The organism is Pseudomonas sp. NY11955, assembly GCF_048068035.1.
Taxonomy (GTDB): Bacteria; Pseudomonadota; Gammaproteobacteria; order Pseudomonadales; family Pseudomonadaceae; genus Aquipseudomonas.
Map to the genome: position 1 here is coordinate 26313 of NZ_JBLUPS010000023.1, position 21605 is coordinate 47917.

The 21605-nt window shown below is 67.2% G+C and carries 2 protein-coding genes; both read right to left on the bottom strand.

What is annotated here, in order from left to right; genetic code table 11:
- Nucleotides 1-32: 32 nt before the first annotated feature.
- On the bottom strand, nt 33-19742 hold the full coding sequence (locus tag ACNFBR_RS27530; protein ID WP_416737665.1) for a BapA/Bap/LapF family large adhesin: 19710 nt from the start codon (nt 19740-19742) through the stop codon (nt 33-35).
- A 190-nt stretch (nt 19743-19932) separates the two neighbouring features.
- Nucleotides 19933-21489 carry a nitric oxide reductase transcriptional regulator NorR gene (gene norR, locus ACNFBR_RS27535; RefSeq protein ID WP_416737666.1) on the bottom strand — a complete coding sequence of 519 codons (1557 nt, stop codon included), beginning with the start codon at nt 21487-21489 and terminating at the stop codon, nt 19933-19935.
- Nucleotides 21490-21605: the final 116 nt, after the last annotated feature.

Genomic DNA, 21605 nt, shown 5'->3' on the forward strand with positions numbered 1-21605 from the left:
CCGGGCAGGTGCCCGGCGGGTTTGCCGCGGCTTCAGACCACATGGATACCGTTCTGTACCCACAGGTGATGGCTTGGATCCTCCTGGGCCGTGTATTGGTTATAGTCGATGCCGTCGACGGTTTGGTTCCCGACCAGCGTCCAGTTGTCCGTCATGTGAACCGAGTCTTTGTCGTCCCCTTTGATGACCAACGTGTTGGTGCCGGTTTCGGTGATTGCCACCACGTCCGCCAGGTTGAGGGTCAGCGCCACCGAACTGGTGTCGTTGAGGTCGATGATTTCGATGTCGTGCACGCGCCCGGCCAGGTTGCCCAGGTCGATGCTGGCATCACCGCCGCCCCACAGCAGGGTATCGGTCCCCGTGCCGCCGTCGACGCTGGCGAAGTTCTGGTCGACCACCACCAGCGTGTCGTCACCCGCGCCACCCTGCAGGGTGATGTGGCCACCCTGGCTACCATCGAGGTGGTCGTTGCCGTCGGTGCCGGCGATCACATCGGTGGTGGCTGCCAGGCTGGCCAGCGCCATCGCTTCGTCACCGCTGTCGGCCAGCAGCGATGTGGTCGTGACCAGGCCGGCGGCGTTGTCCAGGTTGATGGTCAGCGTTGCGGTGTCGGTGGTGCCGTTGGGGTGGGTCAGCTCGTAGGTGAAGGTGTCGTGCTGGCCGACCGCCGCCGAGGTGAGCCCCGCGTTGAGGGTGTAGGTGTAACTGCCGTCGGCATGCACCAGCAAGGTGCCGTAGGTGCCGGCCACGCTCACCCCGTTGTAGCCCGGGATGGTGTAGGTGTTGGCCGCTGTCAGCACGCTCAGCACGGTCAGTGCCGAACCTACGTTGTCGTCAGTCAGCAAGTTGCCGGTAGCGGCCGTCGCACCACTGACCACGAACTCGGTCAGGTGCGTGGTGGTGGCGTTCAGGCTGGTGGTGATGGAGCTGAGCAGGCCGATGCCGCCAGCGGTAACGCGTACGTGGTAGGTGCCGGCCCCCTGGTTCTGGAAGGTATAGCCGGCGCCGCCACCCAGCAGGCTGACCAGCGAACCACCCGGCACCGACTGCACCAGCACGTACAGGCCGGTGGCCGGGTTGAGCTTGAGCAGTTCGATGGTGGTGCCGTTGAGCAAGCTCAACAGGTTGGTGGAGTTGACCACCACCTGCAGGTTGGCGGTGGTATCGGCGGCCACCGTGGTGGTGTAGGTCGCCTGGCGCGAACCGACCAAGGGCAGGCTCAGCGAACCCAGCGTACTGCTGCTGGTGTCCACCCGGTTGGCCAGGGTGAGGTGGCTGAAACCGACATCGTTGACCGCGTCGACCACCGTGGCGGGCGCTGCGTAGTTGATGTTGCTCCACACCTCGTTGGCCTGCGGGCTGTCGATACGCACGTACAGGTTGGCGGTATCGGACAGGCCGTTCGGGTGCACCAGCTGGTAGCTGAACACGTCGACCTTGCCGACACTGTTCGGGCTGCCGTTCGGCGTGTAGGTGTAGCTGCCGTCGGCACTGATCACCAGGGTGCCGTACAGGCCCTGCACCGTGGTGGACGTACCGGCCGAGACGTAGCTGCCGTTCTTCAGCACTTGCAGCACGGCGGCGCTGTCTGGGCCACGGGCGTCCACGGCACCATCGGTGCCTACATCGGTGATGACGTTGCCCGAGGTGGCAGTGCCGGTGCCGGTGAACTGGGTCAGGCTGGTGGAGGTGATGTCCAGCGAGGTGGTCACATTGGTGACCAGGCCAATGCCACCACTGCCCACGGTCAGGCGATAGTCACCGGCTTGCAGCACGCCAATATCCACCTGCAGGCCAAGTGGCAGCACGATCAGGTCGAGCAACCCCTGGGTGTTGCCGGTGGCGATGGTCACCCAGGCGCCGCTGGCGTCTTTCACCTGCAGGGTGAAGCTGGAGTTGTTGAGCAGCGCCAGCACGCTGTTGGTGGTCAGCGTCAGCGTCGGATCGGCCGTTGTGCCAGCCGCCACCGTCCAGGTATAGGTCTTGGTGAAGCCAGACAGCAGCGTGGTGAAGCTGTCGGTGTAGGTCTTGGTGGCGGTGACCGGTGCCAGGTTGACCGTGGCCGTGGCCAGGTTGTCGCTGGCGATGACCGGGGCGTTGGCGTCCACATCCGGCGCGGTGACGTTGACGCTGCCCGACACGTTGCCGCGCGGGTCGCTGAGGGTTATCGAGAGGACCTGGCCGTTGTCCTGCGGCGGGCTCAGGGTCACGCTGAAGCTGCCGTTCGGTTGTACCGTCGCCGTTTGCAGTACGGTGCCGCTGGCGCTGCGCACGGTCACGGTGGCACCCACTTCACCGGTGCCGGTGAGGGTTGCACCGTCGGCACTGATCTGCAGGTTGCCGGCAACTGCGGGAGGGGTCAGGTCGGGCGCGGTCAGCGCGGTACCAGTGGACACGTTGCCGGCGCTGTCGGTGAGCGTGACGCTGAGCGCCTGGTTATCGATCTGCGCCGCCGTCAGGCTGACCACGAACAGGCCGTTGCTGCCCACCGTCGCGGTACCCAACACGGTGCCGGCGCTGTTGCGCACGGTGACCGTGCTGCCGATCTGGCCAGAGCCACTGACCGAGGTGCCGTTGGCGTTGATGGCGGCCAGCGGGGCGGCAGGCGGGGTGGTGTCCGGTGCGGTCAGGCTGGTGCTGGCGGACACATTGCCCGCAGCGTCCGACTGGCGTACTACCAGCAGTTGCCCGTCGTTCTGCGGCGACGTCAGCGTGATGCTGAAGGTGCCATTGGCGAGCACCACGCCAGTACCGATCTGACCACCCGGGCCTTGGACCGTAACGGTCGCGCCCGCTTCACCGTTACCGGTGAACACGGTACCCGCGCCGTTGATGGTGACGTTGGTCGGTGCGGCCGGTGGCTGCAGGTCGGCGGCGGTGTAACTGGTACTGCCGGACGCATTGCCTGCCGCGTCGGTCTGGCTCACGCCCAGTACCTGGCCATTGAGCTGCGCGGCGTTCAGGTTGACGGTGAACACGCCACCGCCATTGACCACCGCCGTGCCGAGCACGTTGTTGCTGGCATCGCGCACTGTCACCGTGGCACCGGCCTCACCCGTGCCGGTCAGCACCAGGCCATTGATGGACAAGCTGGTCACCAGCGGATTGGCCGGTGGCGTAATGTCAGCCGCTTGCAGGAAGACCGGCTGCGATTCGCCGCCCAGCAGCGACACAGCCGTCACCGAGATGTGCTGGCCGTTGAGCTGTGCCGTGTTCAGCGTCAAGGTGAAGGTGCCGCCAAGGTTGGCCACACCTGAGCCGATCAGGTTGCCCTCGGCATCGTAGACGCGAATGCTTGCGCCGGTTGTCGCATTGCCCGTCAAGGTCAGGCCGTTGCCGCCCAGTATCACGTTGGTGGGTGGTTCCGGTGGCGGGATCAGCGGGGTGACATACGACGCGACCGCAGACGTGTTGATACCGTCGGACTGTGTCACCGTCAGGGTTGCGGCTGAGCCCGGTGTTGGCGAAAGCGCGACTTGGAAGTTGCCAGCGGCATCCACCACGCCCGTCCCAATCACTACGCCACCGAAACTGACGGTGACTGTGGCATTGGCTTCGCCTTTGCCCGTCAGCACGTTGTAGGTGTTGTTGATCGCCAGGTTGGTTACCAGGTCGGGTGGCGAAGTGTCGTTGGTCTGGTAGGAAGCAGCCACCGAGGCATTGCCGGCATCGTCCGTGGAGACCACCGTCAGCAGTTGGCCGTTGTTCTGCGCCGGGCTGATCGGCACCGTGAACTGGCCGTCCTCACCGACTTCCACCGTGCCCACGATGTTGTTGTTCGGGCCACGTACCGTGATGGTGGTGCCGGCTTCGGCCGTACCCGTCATCGACGTACCTGCTGGGTTGAGCAGCAGGTTGGTTGGCTGTACGGGTGGCGTCAGGTCTGGCGCAGTCACTGTCAGGGGGGCCGACGGGTTGCCGGTGGCGTCCTGAGCGATGATGGTCAGCGTCTCGCCGTTGATTTGCGGGCGGTTCAGGTCAAGGACGAAGGTGCCGTCCGGCTCGACCGTCACCTGGCCGAGCAGGTCGCCATTGTTGTTGATCACCGTCACGCGGGTGCCGGCTTCAGCCGTACCGACCACTTGCGTGCCGCCGTCGTTGATGGACGCAATCACGGTGGCCGGTGGCGTGGTGTCCACCGCCGTGACCGAACTGATTGGCGAGACGTTGCCGGTGGCATCGGTCAGGGTCACTTGCAGGACCTGGCCATTGAGCTGCGCTGTCGTCAGCTCGACCACGAAGGTGCCATTGGCTGCCACCACGGCGGTACCGATCTGCGTAGTGCCAACGTACACGCGCACCGTGGCGCCCACTTCGCCGACGCCGCCCAGCTCGTCGCCCGCCGCATTGAGCTGCAGCTCGGTTGCCGCAGCAGGCGGTGTAAGGTCCGGTGCCTGCACGTTGACCGGCAGGCTGACGTTGCCGGGTGGGTCGGCCTGCAGCACCGACAGTATCTGGTTGTCGATTTGTGCGGGTGACAGTTCGACGCGGAAGCTGCCGTCGGCAAGCACGGTACCCGTGCCCAGTACGACCCCGGCGGCGTTGCTGACGATCACCGTCGCACCGGCTTCGCCCAGGCCGCTGACCACGCTGCCGTCGGCATTGATCACCACTTGGGTGAGCGGCGCCGGTGGGGTGAAGTCCGGGGTCTGCAGGGTGGCGACTGCCGACACGTTGCCGGCCGCATCGGCCTGGGTGAAGCTGAGCAGTTCGGCGTTACCCAGCGCCGGGTTCAGGGTGATGGTGAAGTGGCCGCTGGCATCGACGGTGGCGTTGCCGATTACCTCGCCTGCCGGGTTGGTCACGGTCACCAGCGCGCCCACTTCGCCGCGCCCGGTGAGGGTGACGCCATCACCGGAAACGGCCAGTTCGCCGGGTGCTGTTGGGGCTGTGGTGTCGGGGGCGGTAATGGCACTGGCGGCAGACTGGTTGCCGGCGGCATCGGTCAGCACCACTTGCACCTGCTGGCCGTTGGCCTGAGGCGAGGTAAGGTTGACCTGGAAGGTGCCATCGGCGCGTACAGTGGCAGTGCCTAGCACCGTGCCATCGGCGGCGATGACACGCACAGCCGCACCCGCTTCGCCGCTACCATTGAGCAGGCTGCCACCCCCGGCAAAGGCCAGGTTGCCGGCTGCATCCGGCGCGACGCGGTCAGGGGCGGTCAGGCTGACGCTATTGGACTCGTTGCCGGCCACATCGGCCTGGCTGGCGCTGAGCTGTTCGCCGTTGATCTGCGCAGCGCTCAGGTTGACGCTGAAGTTACCGTTTGCGTCGACCAGGGCAGTACCCAGGTCGATACCGCCTTCGCCAATCACGGTAACCGTGGCACCTGCTTCGCCGCGCCCAGTGAGCACCATGCCGTCGTTGGACAGCACCAGGTTGGTCAGCGGTTGCGGTGCGGTGGTGTCTGGTGCCTGCAGGGTAGCCGGCAGCGAAACCGTGCCGTCGCTGCCGGTGGCGCTGACCTGCAGCACTTCGCCGTTGGCCTGGGCACTGCCCAGGTTGACGGTGAAGGTGCCGTCGTTGGCGACCGGGCTGCTGCCCAGCAACACGCCATTGGGGCCGTATACCTTGACCGTGCTGCCCGCTGTGGCGGTGCCGGTCACCGACAGGCCGTCAGCTGCCAGTACCAGGTTGTCCGGTGTGGCCGGCGCCAGCACGCCTGGCGCGGTGACGCTTTGCGCGGGGGAGACGTTCTGTGCGGCATCCGCTTGAACCACGCTGAGGCTTTCACCGGTGACCGCGGCCGGCGACAGGGTCACGCTGAAGTGACCGTCGGCTGCGACCGTGGCGTTGCCCAGCACGGTACCGTCCGGTGCCCGTACGGTGACGGTTGCGCCTGCCTCGCCGTTGCCGGTCAGGGTGGCGCCGTTGGCGGAGACCGCCAGGTTGGTCACCGCAGCTGGCGGTGTGGTATCGGCTGCGGTGTAAGGCGCAGCCGTCGACACGTTGCCGGCTGCGTCGGTGGCGGTCACTTGCAGGGTCTGGCCATTGGTCTGGGCACTGTTCAGGGTGACCTGGAAGGTGCCGTTGCTGCCGGCTAGCGCAGTGCCCAGCACGTTGCCGCTGGCATCGCGCACGGTCACGGTGCTGCCGGCCTCGGCATTACCGGTCAGTTGCAGCCCGGTGCCGGACAGGGCCAGGGCTATCGGTGCCGCAGGTGGGGTGAAGTCCGGCGCGGTGACGGCTACGGCGGTGGAGGTGTTGTTGCCCGCGTCGGTCTGGGTGACGCTCAGGTGCTGGGCGTTGAGCTGGGCACTGTTCAGGGTGAGGGTGAAGCTGCCGTTGGCTGCCACTAGGCCGGTGCCGATGATGGTGCCGTCCGGGCCGCGCACGGTGACCGTGGCGCCGGCTTCGCCCAGGCCCGTCAGGGTCAGGCCGTTGTTGTTCAGCGCTACGTTGGTCAGGGGCGCTGGCGGGGTCAGGTCCGGGGTTGGCACGTTGATCGCTGGCGATGTGTTGCCGGCGGCATCCACTTGCGTAACGCCGATGGGCTGGCCGCTGGTTTGCGGGGTGTCGAAGGTCACCGTGAAGCGGCCGTCGGCGCCCACCGTGGCCGTGCCGAGCACGGTGCCGGCGGCGTTGCGTACCTGCACGGTAGCGCCCACTTCGCCGCTGCCCGACAGCTGCCGGCCGTCCTGGCTCAACAGCGGGTTGCTGATGGCAGCGGGTGGCGTGCGGTCTGGCGTGGCCAGGCTGGCCGGGCCGGACACGTTGCCCGCCGCATCGCTGAGGGTGACTTGCAGCGGGCTGCCGGTGACCTGGGCGCTGGGCAGGGTGATCTGGAACTGGCCGCTCTGGTTGACCGTGCCGGTGGCCAGGATGGCGCCACTGGCATCGCGTACGGTAACGCTGGCACCGGCTTCGCCCTGGCCGCTGATCACGGTGGCCGCGCTGTTCAGGCTGAGGTTGCTGGCGGCCAGCGGGGCCTGCAGGTCGGGGGCTTGCAGGGTGGCCGCGAGCGAAACGTTGCCGGCGGCGTCGGCCTGGGTGACGATCAGGTTCTGCCCATTGGCCACCGCTGGCGAGAAGCTGATGCTGAACAGGCCATTGCTGGCGACAGTGGCAGTCCCCAGCAAGGTGCCTTGCGCATCCGTCACGCGCACCGTTGCGCCCACTTCGCCCTGGCCGGTCAGCGTGCTGCCGGTGGCGTTGAGGTTTACCTGAGTCGGCGCGTTCGGTGCCGTGGTGTCATTGGCCACGATGATGGCTGGCACTGAAGGCAGGCCATCGACGGTTGCCTTGGCACTGACCTGCAAGGTCTGGGCATTGAGCTGGGCGCTCTGGAAGAACACGCGGAAGGTGCCGTCGCTGCCGACCGTGGCGGTGCCCAGGGTGGTGCCCCCGGAGGTCACGGTGATCAGCGAGCCAATTGTCCCCTGGCCGGTCAGCAAGAAGCCGTCGGCACTGATGGAAAGGGCCGACGGCGTGGCCACTTCGGTACCGGTCGGGCCTGGCAGCGAGACTGCGGGCGACGCGTTGCCGGCAGGGTCGATCACGACCACATCGGCGGTATCGCTGCTGGTCAGTGGCGGGTTGACGCCCACCACAAAGGTGCCGTCAGGCCCGACGGGCGCAGTGCCGAGCACCGTGCCATCCTCCGGGTTGCGGATTACCACTGTGCTGCCAGGCTCGGCACTGCCGCCGATCGTGCTGCCATCCGGGCTTACGGTGAGGCCTGTCGCCGGCTCCGGGTTGGTGGTGTCTGGGGCGGTGACAGAGACCGGTGCCGAGGCGTTACCGGCAGCGTCGGTCACTACCACGGTCAAGGTCTGGCCGTTGTTCTGCGGGGTATCCAGCGGCACGCTGAAACTGCCGTCCGGATTGACCGCAACGGTGACCACATTGCCGGCCCCATCGCTCACGGTCACCGAAGTGGCGCCAGGCGCGTTGCCGGTGACCGTCGTGCCGTCGTCGCTGACGTCCACGCCGGTGGGCAGTGCCGGTGGCGTGATGTCCGGTGCGGTGATCTGGCCGGGCTGCGATACATTGCCCGCGGCATCGGTCAGCGTCACATTGAGGGCCTGGCCGTCCAGTTGAGCGGGCGACAGTGGCACCGTGAAGCTTCCGCCTGCAGGGACCACGACGGTGCCTACCAGCGTGCCATCGGTAAGCCGCACTTCGACCGTGGCGCCTGCTTCACCGGTACCCTGGATGGCGTTGCCGCCTGGGGTGATGGTGAGGCCGGCCGGTGCGGTGGGTGCAGTATTGTCGTCGGCAGTGAAGCTGGCCGACGGTGAAGCGTTGCCGCCGCCATCGATCAGCACCACCGACAGTACTTGGCCGTTGGTCTGGGCGGGGGCGAGCGGTACTACGAACGTGCCGTCCGCACCCACCAGGATGGTGCCTAGCAGGTCGCCGGCAGCGTTGCGAACTTCTACGGTGCTGCCTGCCTCGCCCTGGCCTGTGAGCAGTGTGCCGGTAGGGTCAAGGCCCAGGCCTTGTGCCGGCAGTGGTGCCTCGATGTCAGGTGCGGTCACGGTGCCGGCAAGCGAGCCGTTGCCGGTACTGTCCGCCTGCTTGACAGACAGCGTCTGGCCATTGAGCTGAGGCGGGTCGATGGTCACCTGGAAGGTGCCATCGGGTTGGACCGTTGCGGTGCCCAGTACTGCGCCGCCAGTGCCGGTGACGGTCACCTGCGCACCTGGCTCGCCGCTGCCGCTCAGGCTGCTGCCATCGCCAGCCAGGATCAAGCCGGTGGGTGCAGCGGGTGCCTGGGTATCCGGTGCCGACAGATCGACTGCCGCCGACAGGTTGCCAGCCGGGTCGCGTTGCTCCACGGTCAGTGCCTGGCCGTTGGTCTGCGGCGTGCCCAGGATGATTTCGAACGCGCCGTCAGCACCGACCACCGCGCTGCCCAGCACTCTGCCATCCGGGCCTCGCACGGTGACGGTGGCGCCTGGTTCGCCGTTGCCGGTGACCGTGGTGCCGGTGCCGTCGATGACCGGGCTGCTGACCACTTGCGGTGGGGTTGAGTCTGGAGCGGTGAAGCTCACCGGCCCAGCACTATTGCCCAGGGTGTCGGTGGCTTCGACGGTCAGGCTTTCGCCGTTGCGCTGCGCTGTGTTGAGAGTGACGTCGAAGCGGCCGTCGCCGCCCACGATGGTGGTGCCCAGCACGTTGCCGTTGGTGTCACGCACGGTGACGATAGAGCCGCTTTGACCTTGGCCGGTGAGGTGAATACCTGCGGTATCGATGGCCAGCCCCGAAGGTTGCAGCGGGCCATCGGTGTCGGGCGCCACGACGGTGGCGGTCGAGGTATTGCCGGCAGCGTCTCGCAGCACCACGTCCAGTACCTGACCGTCGGTCTGCGGCGGGTTCAGGACTACGCTGATCACGCCATCAGCTCCCACCTGGGCATTCCCCAGCACGGTACCGTCGGCGCGGATGACCTGCACGGTGGTGCCTGGTTCGCCGCGACCGGTAAGCAGGCCGCCATCGGCACTCAGTTGCAGGTCGCTGGCCTCGTTGGGCGGGGTGATATCGGGGGCGGTAATCGGGGTAGGCAGCGAGCTGTTGCCTGTGCCATCGATCGCCACGACAGCCAGTGCTTCGCCGTTGGCCTGGACCGGGCTGAGGCCGATGGTGAAACTGCCATCCGCTGCGGCCTGGACACTGCCCAGCACATTGCCCTGCGCGTCACGCACTTGCACCTGCGTGCCTGCCGGTGCGGTACCGGAGACGCTGGAGCCATCACTGGCCACCACCAGGTCGCTCGGGCTGTCGGGCAGCGGTGTTTCGGTAACGGTCACACTGACACCCACCGAGGTATTGCCGGCGGCATCGGTTTGTACCAGGACGATGGTTTCGCCTGCGGTCAGCGGTACATCCAGATCGACCAAGAAGGTACCGCTTGGCCCGACGATCCCGCTGCCGAGGACAGTGCCCCCGCTACCACGCACTTCCACCGTGGCACCGGGTTCGCCACTTCCAGACACGGTCAGGCTGCCATCACCTGCCACCACGTCGGTGACGATCGTCGGTGCGGTAATGTCCGGGGCCACGTAGCTCAGCGGCACCGAGGTGTTGCCCGCCGCGTCGGTCACCGTGATGGACAGGGTTTCGCCATTGGCCTGTGGCGGGGTGAGGGTCAGGCTGAAGCTGCCGTCCGGCGCGGCGATGGCGCTGCCGATCAGGTTGCCCGAGGCGTCTTTTACCTCTACCCGGGCGCCGCCTTCGGCAGTGCCGGTCAGGTTATCGCCATTGCTCAGCACCAGGCCGGTCGGTTGCAGCGGCGCGACTTGGTCTGGCGCGGTCAGCGGGCTAGGCGTGGAGATATTGCCAGCGGCGTCGGTCAGGGTCACTTGCAGGGACGAGCCATCCACCACCGGGGTTGGCAGTTGCACGTTGAAGCTGCCGTCGGGCTGAACGGTGCCGCTCACCAGCACTTGGCCCTGGTCGTTGCGCACTTCCACGGTGGCGCCCACCTCGCCGCGGCCGGAGACCGTGCGGCCATCGTTGCTGATGGCCAGGTCAGTGGCTGGCGCCGGCGGCGTGGTGTCGCCGCCGTTGTCCACGATCGGCGCGGTGATGGTGCCGGCCGTGGAGGCGTTGCCGGCGGCATCGGTGGCGGTCACCTGCAACTGCTCGCCCGCCACTTGTGGCGGGGTGAGGCCGATGCTGAAGGCGCCGCTGGCGCCCACCACGACGCTGCCCAGCACCGTGGTGCCATCGGCGGCCAGTACACGGACGGTGCTGCCGGCTTCGGCGCGGCCGCTGACGACGGTGCCGTCGCCATTGATCGCCAGTTCGCTTGGCGCTACCGGAGGGGTGATGTCCGGTGCACTGACCTGTATCGGAAGGGACGAGGTGCCGTTGTTATCGATGGCCACGACGTCCAGCAATTGGCCATTGGCCTGGGCCGGCGTGAGCACCACGGTGAAGGTGCCCTCGGCACCGACCACGATGCTACCGACCAGTGTGCCGTTGGCATCATGCACCTCCACGCGGCTGCCAGCCGGGGCGGAACCGCTGATGCTGCTGCCGTCGGCGGCCACCACCAGTTCGCTCGGGCTGGTTGGCGTGACCACCAGTGGCACATCGAAAGTCAGGGCTTGGGAGGCATTGCCGCTCGGGTCGGTCTGCACCAGGCTCAGGCGTTCGCCCGGCAGCGCAGCCGGGTCGAGATCGATCAGGAAGGTGCCGTTGGCAGTCACTGTGCCGCTACCGACCAGCGAGCCATTGATATCGCGTACTTCGACGGAGGCGCCGGCTTCGCCGCGACCGCTCAGGGTCAGGCCGTCGGCACCGACCACGATGTTGCTGACCAGGTTAGGCGCGGTGGTGTCCGGGGCATCGAACTGCAGTGGGGAAGAGACGTTGCCGGCGGCATCGACCAAGCGGACGTCGAGCACTTCGCCATTGGCCTGAGCCGGCGACAAGGTGACGCTGAAGCTGCCGTTTGCGCTGACCAGGCCGGTGCCGAGCAGGTTGCCCGAAGCGTCGCGTACCTGCACGGTCGCGCCCGGCTCGCCGTTGCCGCTCAGGGTCACGCCGTCGGCCAAGGCCAGGCCGGTCGGCTGTGCCGGGGCCTGCAGGTCTGGGGTAACCACCGAAGCGGGTATGGAGGCATTGCCGGCGGCGTCGCTCAGCACCACTTGCAGCGTGCTGCCATCTTTCACCGGTGGGTTGAGGGTGATCTGGAAGGTACCATCCGGGTTGACCGTGCCGCTGGCCAGTACAGTGCCCTGGGCATCGCGCACCTGCACGCTGGCACCGGCTTCGCCGCGGCCGTTCAGCTGGGCGCCGGCCAGGCCGATCACCAGGTTGGTGGCGGCATCCGGTGGCGTGGTGTCGCCACCGTCGATGTCTGGCGCGGTGATGTTGCCGGCCGTGGAGGCATTGCCAGCGGCGTCGGTGGCGGTGACTTGCAACACCTCACCATTCACCTGGGGCGGGTCGAGGGTGATGCTGAAACTGCCGGTGGCGCCCACTACCACGCTACCCAGCACGGTGGTGCCATCGGCGGCCAGCACGCGCACGGTGCTGCCCACTTCGGCGCGGCCGGTGACCACGCCGCCGTTGGCACTGATCACCAGTTCGCTCGGGGTGACCGGTGGGGTGATGTCTGGCGCGGTGACTTGCACCGGCAGGGACGCAGCGCCGCTGCCGTCGATGGCCACCACATCCAGCAGTTCGCCATTGGCCTGTGCCGGGTTGAGGATGACGGTGAAGGTGCCACCGGCACCCACCAGCACGCTGCCGACTAGCGTGCCGTTGGCATCGTGTACTTCCACACGGCTGCCCACCGGTGCGGTGCCGGTGATGCTGGCGCCGTTCGCCGCCACTACCAGGTCACCTGGGCTGGCGGGCGCGGTGGTTGCCGGGACTTCATATTGCAGGGCTTCGGAGGCGTTGCCGCTGGCATCGGTCTGCACCAGGCTCAACTGAGCGCCCGGTTGCGCGGCAGGGTCGAGGTCGACCAGGAAGGTGCCGTTGGCGCCGACGGTGGCGGTGCCGATGACAGTGCCGTTGGCGTCACGTACTTGCACGGTGGCACCGGCCTCGCCACGGCCACTGAGCTGCAGGCCATCGGCGCCGACCACGATGTTGCTGACGGCGGCTGGCGGGGTAATGTCCGGTGCGTCGAACTGCAGCGGCGCAGAGCTGTTGCCGGCGGCATCCACCACGCGGATGTCCAGTGCTTCACCATTGGCCTGTGCGGGGAACAGGGTGACGCTGAAGGTGCCATCCTCGTTGACCAGGCCCGTGCCGATCAGGCTGCCGGCGGCGTTGCGCACTTGCACGGTGGCGCCGGGTTCGCCACGGCCTGTGAAGGTGACGCCATCGGCCAGGGCCAGCTCGCTGGGCTGGGCCGGGGCCTGCAGGTCTGGCGTGGCGACCGAACCGGGTTGTGAGGCGTTGCCGGCAGCGTCGGTCAGGGTGACTTGCAGGGTGCTGCCATCGGTGATCGCCGGGCTCAAGGTGAGGGTGAAGGTGCCATCCGGGTTGACCGTGCCAGTGGCCACCACGCTGCCTGCGCTATCGCGTACCTGAACGCTGGCACCGGCTTCGCCACGACCACTCAGCTGGCTGCCAGTAGCGTTGATCACCAGGTTGGTCGGGGCATCCGGCGGCGTGGTGTCAACGCCGTCGATGTCCGGCGCCGTCACGCTGCCAGCGGTGGAGGCATTGCCTGCCGCATCGGTGGCGGTAACTTGCAGCACCTCGCCGTTTACCTGGGGCGGGTCGAGGGTGATGCTGAAGCTGCCGGTGGCGCCTACTACCACGCTACCCAGCACGGTGGTGCCGTCGGCGGCCAGCACACGCACGGTGCTGCCCGGCTCGGCGCGGCCAGTGACCAGGCTGCCGTCGGCATTGACCACCAGCTCACTCGGGGTGACCGGAGGGGTAATGTCCGGCGCGGTGACTTGCACCGGCAGGGACGCAGCGCCGCTGCCATCGATGGCCACCACATCCAGCAGTTCGCCATTGGCCTGGGCCGGGTCGAGGGTGACGGTGAAGCTGCCATCGGGGCCAGCTATCACACTGCCAATCAGCGTGCCGTTGGCATCATGCACTTGCACACGGCTGCCGGCAGGTGCGGTCCCGCTGATGCTGCTGCCGTCCTCGGCGAATACCAGGTCGCTTGGGCTGGCGGGCGCGGTGGTGACCGGGACTTCGAACTGCAGTGGCGTAGAGGCATTGCCGCTTGGGTCGGTCTGCACCAGGCTCAGTTGCTCGCCAGGCTGCACGGCCGGCGAAAGGTCGACGAGGAAGGTGCCATTGGCCGCGACCACGGCGGTGCCGATCACGGTGCCATTGGCATCGCGCACTTCGACGGTGGCGCCGGCTTCGCCACGGCCGCTCAGGGCCAGGCCATCGGCGCCGACCACGATATTGCTTACGGCGGCAGGCGGGGTGATGTCCGGCGCATCGAATTGCAGTGGTGCCGAGGTGTTGCCAGCCGCATCCGCCAGGCGCACATCCAGCGCCTCGCCGTTGGCCTGGGCAGGCGACAGAGTGATGCTGAACAGACCATCGGCACCGACGACACCTGTGCCGATGACCGTGCCCGCAGCATCGCGTACTTGCACGGTGGCACCCGGCTCGCCGCGACCGGTGAAGGTCACGCCGTCGGCCAGGGCCAGCTCGGTGGGCTGGGCTGGGGCCTGCAAGTCCGGTGAGGTGACCGAGCCGGGTGGCGACACGTTGCCGGCGGTGTCAGTCAGGGTCACCTGCAAGGTGCTGCCGTCGATGACAGCGGGGTTCAAGGCGATGACGAAGGTCCCGTCAGCGCCAACGGTACTCGTCGCGACAATGTTGCCTGCGGCATCGCGGACCTGCACGGTGGTGCCGGCTTCGCCGCGACCACTGAGTTGGCTGCCGGCCAGGCCGATCACCAGGTTGGTCGGTTCGTCAGGCGGGGTGGTATCGCCGCCGTCGATATCCGGTGCGGTGACCGAGCTGGCGACCGAGGCGTTGCCAGCGGCATCAGTCGCGGTGGCTTGCAGCACTTCGCCATCTACCTGGGGTGGATTGAGGTTGATGCTGAACGCACCGGTCGGGCCGACCACGGCGCTGCCCAGTTCGGTGCCGTCGGCTGCCTGGATACGCACGGTGCTACCCGGTTCGGCGCGGCCGGTGACCACGGTACCGTTGGCACTGACCGCCAGTTCACTCGGTGCGGCAGGGGCGGTGATGTCGGGTGCGGTAACTTGCGCAGGCAGCGAGGAAACGTCGCTGCTATCGATGGCGACCACATCCAGCAGTTCGCCGTTGGCCTGTGCGGGAGTGAGCTCGATGCTGAAGGTGCCATCGGCATTGGCGATGGCACTGCCGATCAGCGTGCCGTTGGCATCGTGCACTTCCACGCGGCTGCCGGCCGGCGCGGTACCAGTGAGGGTGGTGCCGTCGGCATCGATGGCCAGGTTGCTCGGGCTGTCCGGGGCGGTGGTCAGCGGTACGTCGTACTCCAAGGCCACGGAGGCATTGCCGCTTGGGTCGGTTTGCACCAGGCTCAGGTGTTCGCCAGGCTGTGCGGCAGGGTTGAGGTCGATCAGGAAGGTGCCATTGGCACCGACCACGCCAGTGCCGATCACGGTGCCGTTGGCATCGCGTACTTCGACGGTCGCCCCCGGTTCGCCACGGCCGCTCAGGGCCAGACCACCGGCGCCGACCACGACGTTGCTCACTGCGTCCGGCGGGGTGATGTCCGGGGCATCGAATTGCAGCGGCGCCGAGGTGTTGCCGGCGGCATCCACCAGACGCACATCCAGGGCTTCGCCATTGGCTTGGACAGGCGAGAGGGTGATGCTGAACAGGCCGTCGGCACCGACGATACCTGTGCCAATGACAGTGCCGGCGGCATCGCGCACTTGCACGGTAGTGCCCGGCTCGCCACGACCGGTGAAGGTCACGCCGTCGGCCAGGGCCAGGTCAGTCGGTTGCGCAGGCGGCAGCAGGTCGGCTGAGGTAACCGAACCTGGCTGCGACACATTGCCGGCGGCATCGGTCAAGGTGACTTGCAGGGTACTGCCGTCGTTCACCACCGGGTTCAGGGTCACCACGAACGTGCCATCCGGGCCGACAGTGCCAGTGACCAGGAGATTACCTGCGGCATCGCGCACCTGTACGGTGGTGCCGGCTTCGCCGCGACCACTGAGTTGGCTGCCGGCCAGGCCGATGACCAGGTTGGTCGGGGCATCCGGTGGCGTGGTATCACCGCCGTCGATGTCCGGCGCTGTGACCGAGCTGGCGACAGAGGTGTTACCAGCGGCATCGGTGGCAGTCGCTTGCAGCACTTCGCCATCGACTTGCGGTGGCGCGAGGTTGATGCTGAATACGCCGGTCGGGCCGACCACGGCGGTGCCCAGTTCAGTGCCATCGGCCGCCAGAATGCGCACGGTGCTGCCCGGTTCGGCACGGCCGGTAACTACAGTACCGTTGGCACTGACTGCCAGCTCGGTCGGTGCAGCTGGCGCCGTGGTATCCGGTGCGGTGACCTGCGCCGGCAGCGAGGAAACGCCACTGCCATCGATGGCAACCACGTCCAGCAGTTCGCCGTTGGCTTGGGCTGGGTTCAGTTCGATGCTGAAGCTGCCATCGGCATTGGCGATGGCACTGCCGATCAGCGTGCCGTTGGCATCGTGTGCTTCGACGCGGGTGCCGGCGGGTGCGGTACCCGTCAGAGTAGTGCCGTCGGCGTCGATAGCCAGGTTGCTTGGGCTGGCTGGGGCGGTGGTCAGCGGTACGTCGTACTCCAGGGCCAGCGAGGCATTACCGCTTGGGTCGGTCTGCACCAGGCTCAGGTGTTCACCTGGCTGCGCGGCTGGGTTGAGGTCGATCAGGAAGGTGCCGTTGGTGCCGACTACGCCGGTGCCGATCACGGTGCCGTTGGCATCGCGCACTTCGACGGTAGCCCCCGGCTCGCCACGGCCGCTCAGGGCCAGACCACCGGCACCGACCACGATATTGCTGACGGCATCGGGTGGGGTGATGTCCGGTGCATCGAACTGTAGTGGTGCCGAGGTGTTGCCGGCAGCATCCACCAGGCGCACGTCCAGCGCTTCGCCATTGGCCTGGGCAGGCGACAGGGTGATGCTGAACAGGCCGTCGGCACCCACGATACCTGTGCCGATAACCGTGCCTGCGGCATCGCGCACTTGCACCGTGGCGCCCGGCTCGCCGCGACCGGTAAAGGTCACGCCATCGGCCAGGGCCAGGTCAGTCGGTTGCGCAGGCGGCAGCAGGTCGGCTGAGGTGACCGAACCTGGCTGCGACACGTTGCCGGCGGCATCGGTCAAGGTGACTTGCAGGGTACTGCCGTCGTTCACCACGGGGCTCAGGGTCAACACGAACGTGCCATCCGGGCCGACAGTGCCGGTGGCCAGGAGGTTACCTGCGGCATCGCGCACCTGCACGGTGGTGCCGGCTTCGCCGCGACCGCTCAGTTGGCCGCCGGCCAGGCCAATGACCAGATTGGTTGGCGCTTCAGGCGGGGTGATGTCGCCGCCGTCGATGTCCGGCGCGGTGACATTGCTTGCAAGCGAGGTATTGCCTGCCGCATCGGTGGCGGTGGCTTGCAGCACCTCGCCGTCGACTTGCGGCGGGGTCAGGTTGATGCTGAACGCGCCGGTCGGGCCGACCACGGCGCTGCCCAGCTCGCTGCCGTCTGGCGCAAGGATGCGCACGGTGCTGCCCGGTTCGGCGCGGCCGGTAACCACGGTACCGTTGGCATTGACCGCCAGTTCGGTTGGTGCGCCAGGGGCGGTAATATCCGGTGCGGTAACCTGCGCCGGAAGCGAAGAAAGGCCACTGCCATCGATGGCGACTACATCCAGCAGTTCACCGTTGGCTTGTGCAGGATTCAGTTCGATGCTGAAAGAACCATCAGCATTGGCGATGGCACTGCCGATCAGGGTGCCGTTGGCATCGTGTACTTCGACGCGGGTCCCGGCGGGTGCAGTACCGGTGAGGGTAGTGCCGTCGGCATCGATGGCGAGGTTGCTCGGGCTGGCTGGGGCGTTGGTCAGGGGTACGTCGTACTCCAGGGCCACCGAGGCGTTGCCGCTCGGATCGGTCTGTACCAGGATCAGGTGTTCACCCGGCTGCGCGGCAGGGTTGAGGTCGATCAGGAAGGTGCCGTTGGCACTCACCACACCCGTGCCTATCACGTTGCCGTTGGCATCACGCACTTCGACTGTGGCACCCGGTTCGCCACGGCCGCTCAAGGCCAGGCCACCGGCGCCGACCACGACGTTGCTCACCGCGTCCGGCGGGGTGATGTCCGGGGCATCGAATTGCAGCGGCGCCGAGGTGTTGCCGGCAGCATCCAGCAGGCGGACGTCCAGGGCTTCGCCATTGGCTTGAGCAGGCGAGAGGGTGATGCTGAACAGGCCGTCGGCACCGACGATACCTGTGCCAATGACAGTGCCGGCGGCATCGCGCACTTGCACGGTAGCGCCCGGCTCGCCGCGACCGGTGAAGGTCACGCCGTCGGCCAGGGCCAGGTCAGTCGGTTGAGCAGGCGGCAGCAGGTCGGCTGAGGTGACCGAACCTGGCTGCGAAACGTTGCCGGCGGCATCGGTCAGGGTGACCTGTAATGTGCTGCCGTCGATGACCGCGGGGTCCAAAGCGATGGCGAAGGTACCATCAGCACCCACGATACCCGTCGCGATGATGTTGCCTGCGGCGTCTCGCACCTGCACGGTGCTACCCACTTCGCCACGGCCGCTCAACTGGTGGCCGGCAAGGCCGATGATCAGGTTGGTTGGGGCTTCTGGCGGGGTTACATCACCGTCGTCGATATCCGGCGCAGTGACCGAACTGGTCACAGAGGTGTTACCAGCGGCATCGGTGGCAGTCGCTTGCAGCACTTCGCCATCGACTTGCGGTGGCGCGAGGTTGATGCTGAATACGCCGGTCGGGCCGACCACGGCAGTGCCCAGTTCAGTGCCATCGGCCGCCAGGATACGTACGGTGCTGCCCGGTTCGGCACGGCCGGTGAGCACAGTACCGTCAGCGCTGACGGCCAGCTCGGCCGGGGCCGCAGGCGCAGTGATATCGGGGGCGGAGAATTCCAGCGGTATCGAGCTGTTGCCGGCGGCATCGACCTGGCGGATATCCAGGGTTTCACCGTTGGCCTGGGCAGGCGAAAGCGTAAGGCTGAAGCTACCGTCGGCGTTCACCAGGCCGCTGCCGATGAGGTTGCCGGCAGCATCACGCACCTGCACGGTGGCGCCGGGCTCGCCACGCCCGGTGAGGGTTACGCCATTGGCCAGGGCCAGGTCGGTCGGCTGGTCGGGGGCGGTGGTGTCAGGGTTGTCGACGTCCGGTGCGGTAACGCTGGCCGCAGGCGACGTATTGCCGGCAGCGTCTGCCGCGCTGACTTCAAGGGCTCGGCCGTCGGTCTGTGGTGGTTGCAGGGTGATGCTGAACTGGCCGTCCGCACCGGCCACCGCAGTGCCCAGCACCACGCCGCCAGCGCCGCGTACCGAAACCGTCGAACCCGGTTCGGCACGCCCTGTAAGGGTGGTGCCCTGTGCGTCGATGACCAGGTCGGTCGGTGCCAGCGGCGCGGTCACATCCGGGGCGGTGACAGTGCCGGGCGCCGAGACATTGCCCGCGCCATCGGTCAGGGTGACTTCGAGGTTTTCGCTGTTGACCTGTGGCGGGCTCAACGTCACGTTGAAGCTGCCGTCGGCCGCCACGGTGCCGCTGCCGATCAGGTTGCCGGCGGCGTCGCGGATGTTCACCGTGGCGCCTGCTTCGCCGCGGCCGGTCAGGCGCAGGCCATCTGGCGAAACCAGCAGGTCGATTGGCGTGGCCGGTGCGGTGGTGTCCGGGGCGGAACCACCGCTGCTGCCACCACCGCTGTTGTCTGCCGCTGCTGCCGCACCGCCGACGCCAAGCAGGCTGAGCCCGGCAATCGCCCAGGTGGGCATGGCGCTGCCGGCGGTGCCGATGCCCGCGACCAGTTCGTCCAGCGAGGCCACATCTTCGAAAGTGAAGCCGGTGAACGCTGCCGCGTCGTACTGGGCATGCCACAGGGTGCCGTCTTCACCAACGAAGACGATGTCGCTACCGACCCCCGCCTGGTCCACGGCGAAGAAGTTACCGATGGTGACTTTTTCACCCGACTTCAGCGTGATGATCAGGTCCTGACCGCGTTGGGTAACCGTGGCCACCTTGTCGGGGGCTACCGGCATCTGCACGACGCCTGGTGCTTTGAGATTGATATTGCCCCAGGCGCTCTGAGTGGCGACTTCGGATTGCTTATCGGCGACGACGATGTTGTCCATGGATGCTCCCTGCTGGTATCCGTGTCCCCCGGCCCGACGGTGTGGGCCACAACCGGCGTAACAGAGCCCTTTCCGGGTTGTTGCGCTCAGCCTCGACCAGGCAGTCGAGAAATGGGTGGTTAGGGAGATATAGCAGCCGGGGTGGAAGCAACCAGATGGCTTTCTGGGTTAATCCTTTGGTAGAGAGGCCTCAGCGAAGCCCCAGCCGGCGGGCCAGACGGCTCAGGTTTGCGCGGTCCAAGCCAAGTTCGCGGGCCGCTGCCGCCCAGTTGTCCTGGTGCTTGTGCAAGCAGGCTTCGATTACCTGGCGCTGGTAGATATCGACGGCTTCGCGCAGGCCACCTTCAGGCAGCGTGGCCACAGGGGACGGGGTGGTGGGGGAGGGCAGCGTGCCGGGCGTGGTCGAGGATAGGCGCAGGTCCAGGTCGATGGCTTCGAGGGTGAGGATGCGTGGCCGGTCAGGGTGCTGGCCCAGCGCCTTGAGTGCCGAGCGGCCGATCAGGTGTTCCAGTTCGCGCACGTTGCCCGGCCAGTCGTAGGCGATCAGCGCGGCTTGCGCTTCGGGGCTCAAACGCAGGCTGTTCAGGCCTAGCCGCGAACGGTTCTGTTCGAGGAAGTAGCCAGCCAATAGCAGCACGTCCCGCCCACGTTCGCGCAACGGCGGCACGTGCAGCGGGTACACGCTAAGGCGGTGATAGAAGTCGGCGCGGAAGTTGCCGTGACGCACTTCTGCCGCCAGGTCGCGGTTGGTCGCGGCAATCAGGCGCACGTCCACCCGGTGCTCGCGGTCCGAGCCCAGGCGCTGCAGTTGGCCGCTCTGCAGTACGCGCAACAGCTTGGCTTGCACCGTCAGTGGCAGTTCGCCCACTTCGTCGAGGAACAGCGTGCCGCCGTTGGCCAACTCGAACTTGCCACGGCGTTCGCCATGCGCGCCAGTGAAGGCACCGCGCACATGGCCGAACAGTTCGCTTTCCACCAAGGTATCGGGCAGAGCGGCACAGTTGAGGCTGATCAGCGGCTTGTCGGCGCGGCTGCTGGCCTGGTGCAGCGCCTGGGCCACCAGTTCCTTGCCGACGCCGGTTTCGCCCGTGATCAGCACGGTCAGGTCGCTGCCACCGACCAGGCGGATTTCTTCTACCAGGCGTTTGTGCGCGGGGCTTTGGCCAATCAGCTCTTTATCCTGGCCGCTGGCCTGGCGGTAGATCTCGGCGCGGTGGTGTTCGTCTTCGGCGCGCAGGGCCAGGTGCTCGATGCGCTCGGCTACGGTAACGGTTGCGGCAGCCAGGCTGGCGAACGCCTGCAGGGCATCCAGCTCCAGGCTCTGGAATTGCCCGGGGGTGAGGGCGTCGAGGGTGACCAGGCCCCAAGGGCGCTCATCGACCATCAACGGGCAGCCCATGCAGTCATGCACCTCAAGGTCGGCATCGGGGGCGTTGACCAGGCCATCGTAGGGGTCGGGCAGCTCGGAGTCGCTGGCGAAGCGGGTGGGTTCCGGGCGGCTGAGCAGTATCTGGAAGCGCGGGTGCTCGCTGACCCGGAAGCGCCGGCCCAAGGTGTCCGGGCTCAGGCCGTCCACCGCCAGTGGCACCAGCCATTCACCGTCCAGGCGCAGCAGCGCGGCGGCATCGCACGGCAGCAGGCCGCGCATGGCCTGCAGCAGGCGGCGATAGCGTTCCTGGTCGGGCAAATCGCGGGACAGGTCGCTGACCAGGGGGAGCAGGGTAGTGAGCAGCGGCTTTGTGGTCATATGGACTCCTATGGGTCGATATGACTATACGCTGGGGTAGGTCGTTTTGACATGACCTGGGTCAACCCCCTGATTTTGCTGGCGATAAAAGTTGGCACGATTGCTGTAATAGCAGG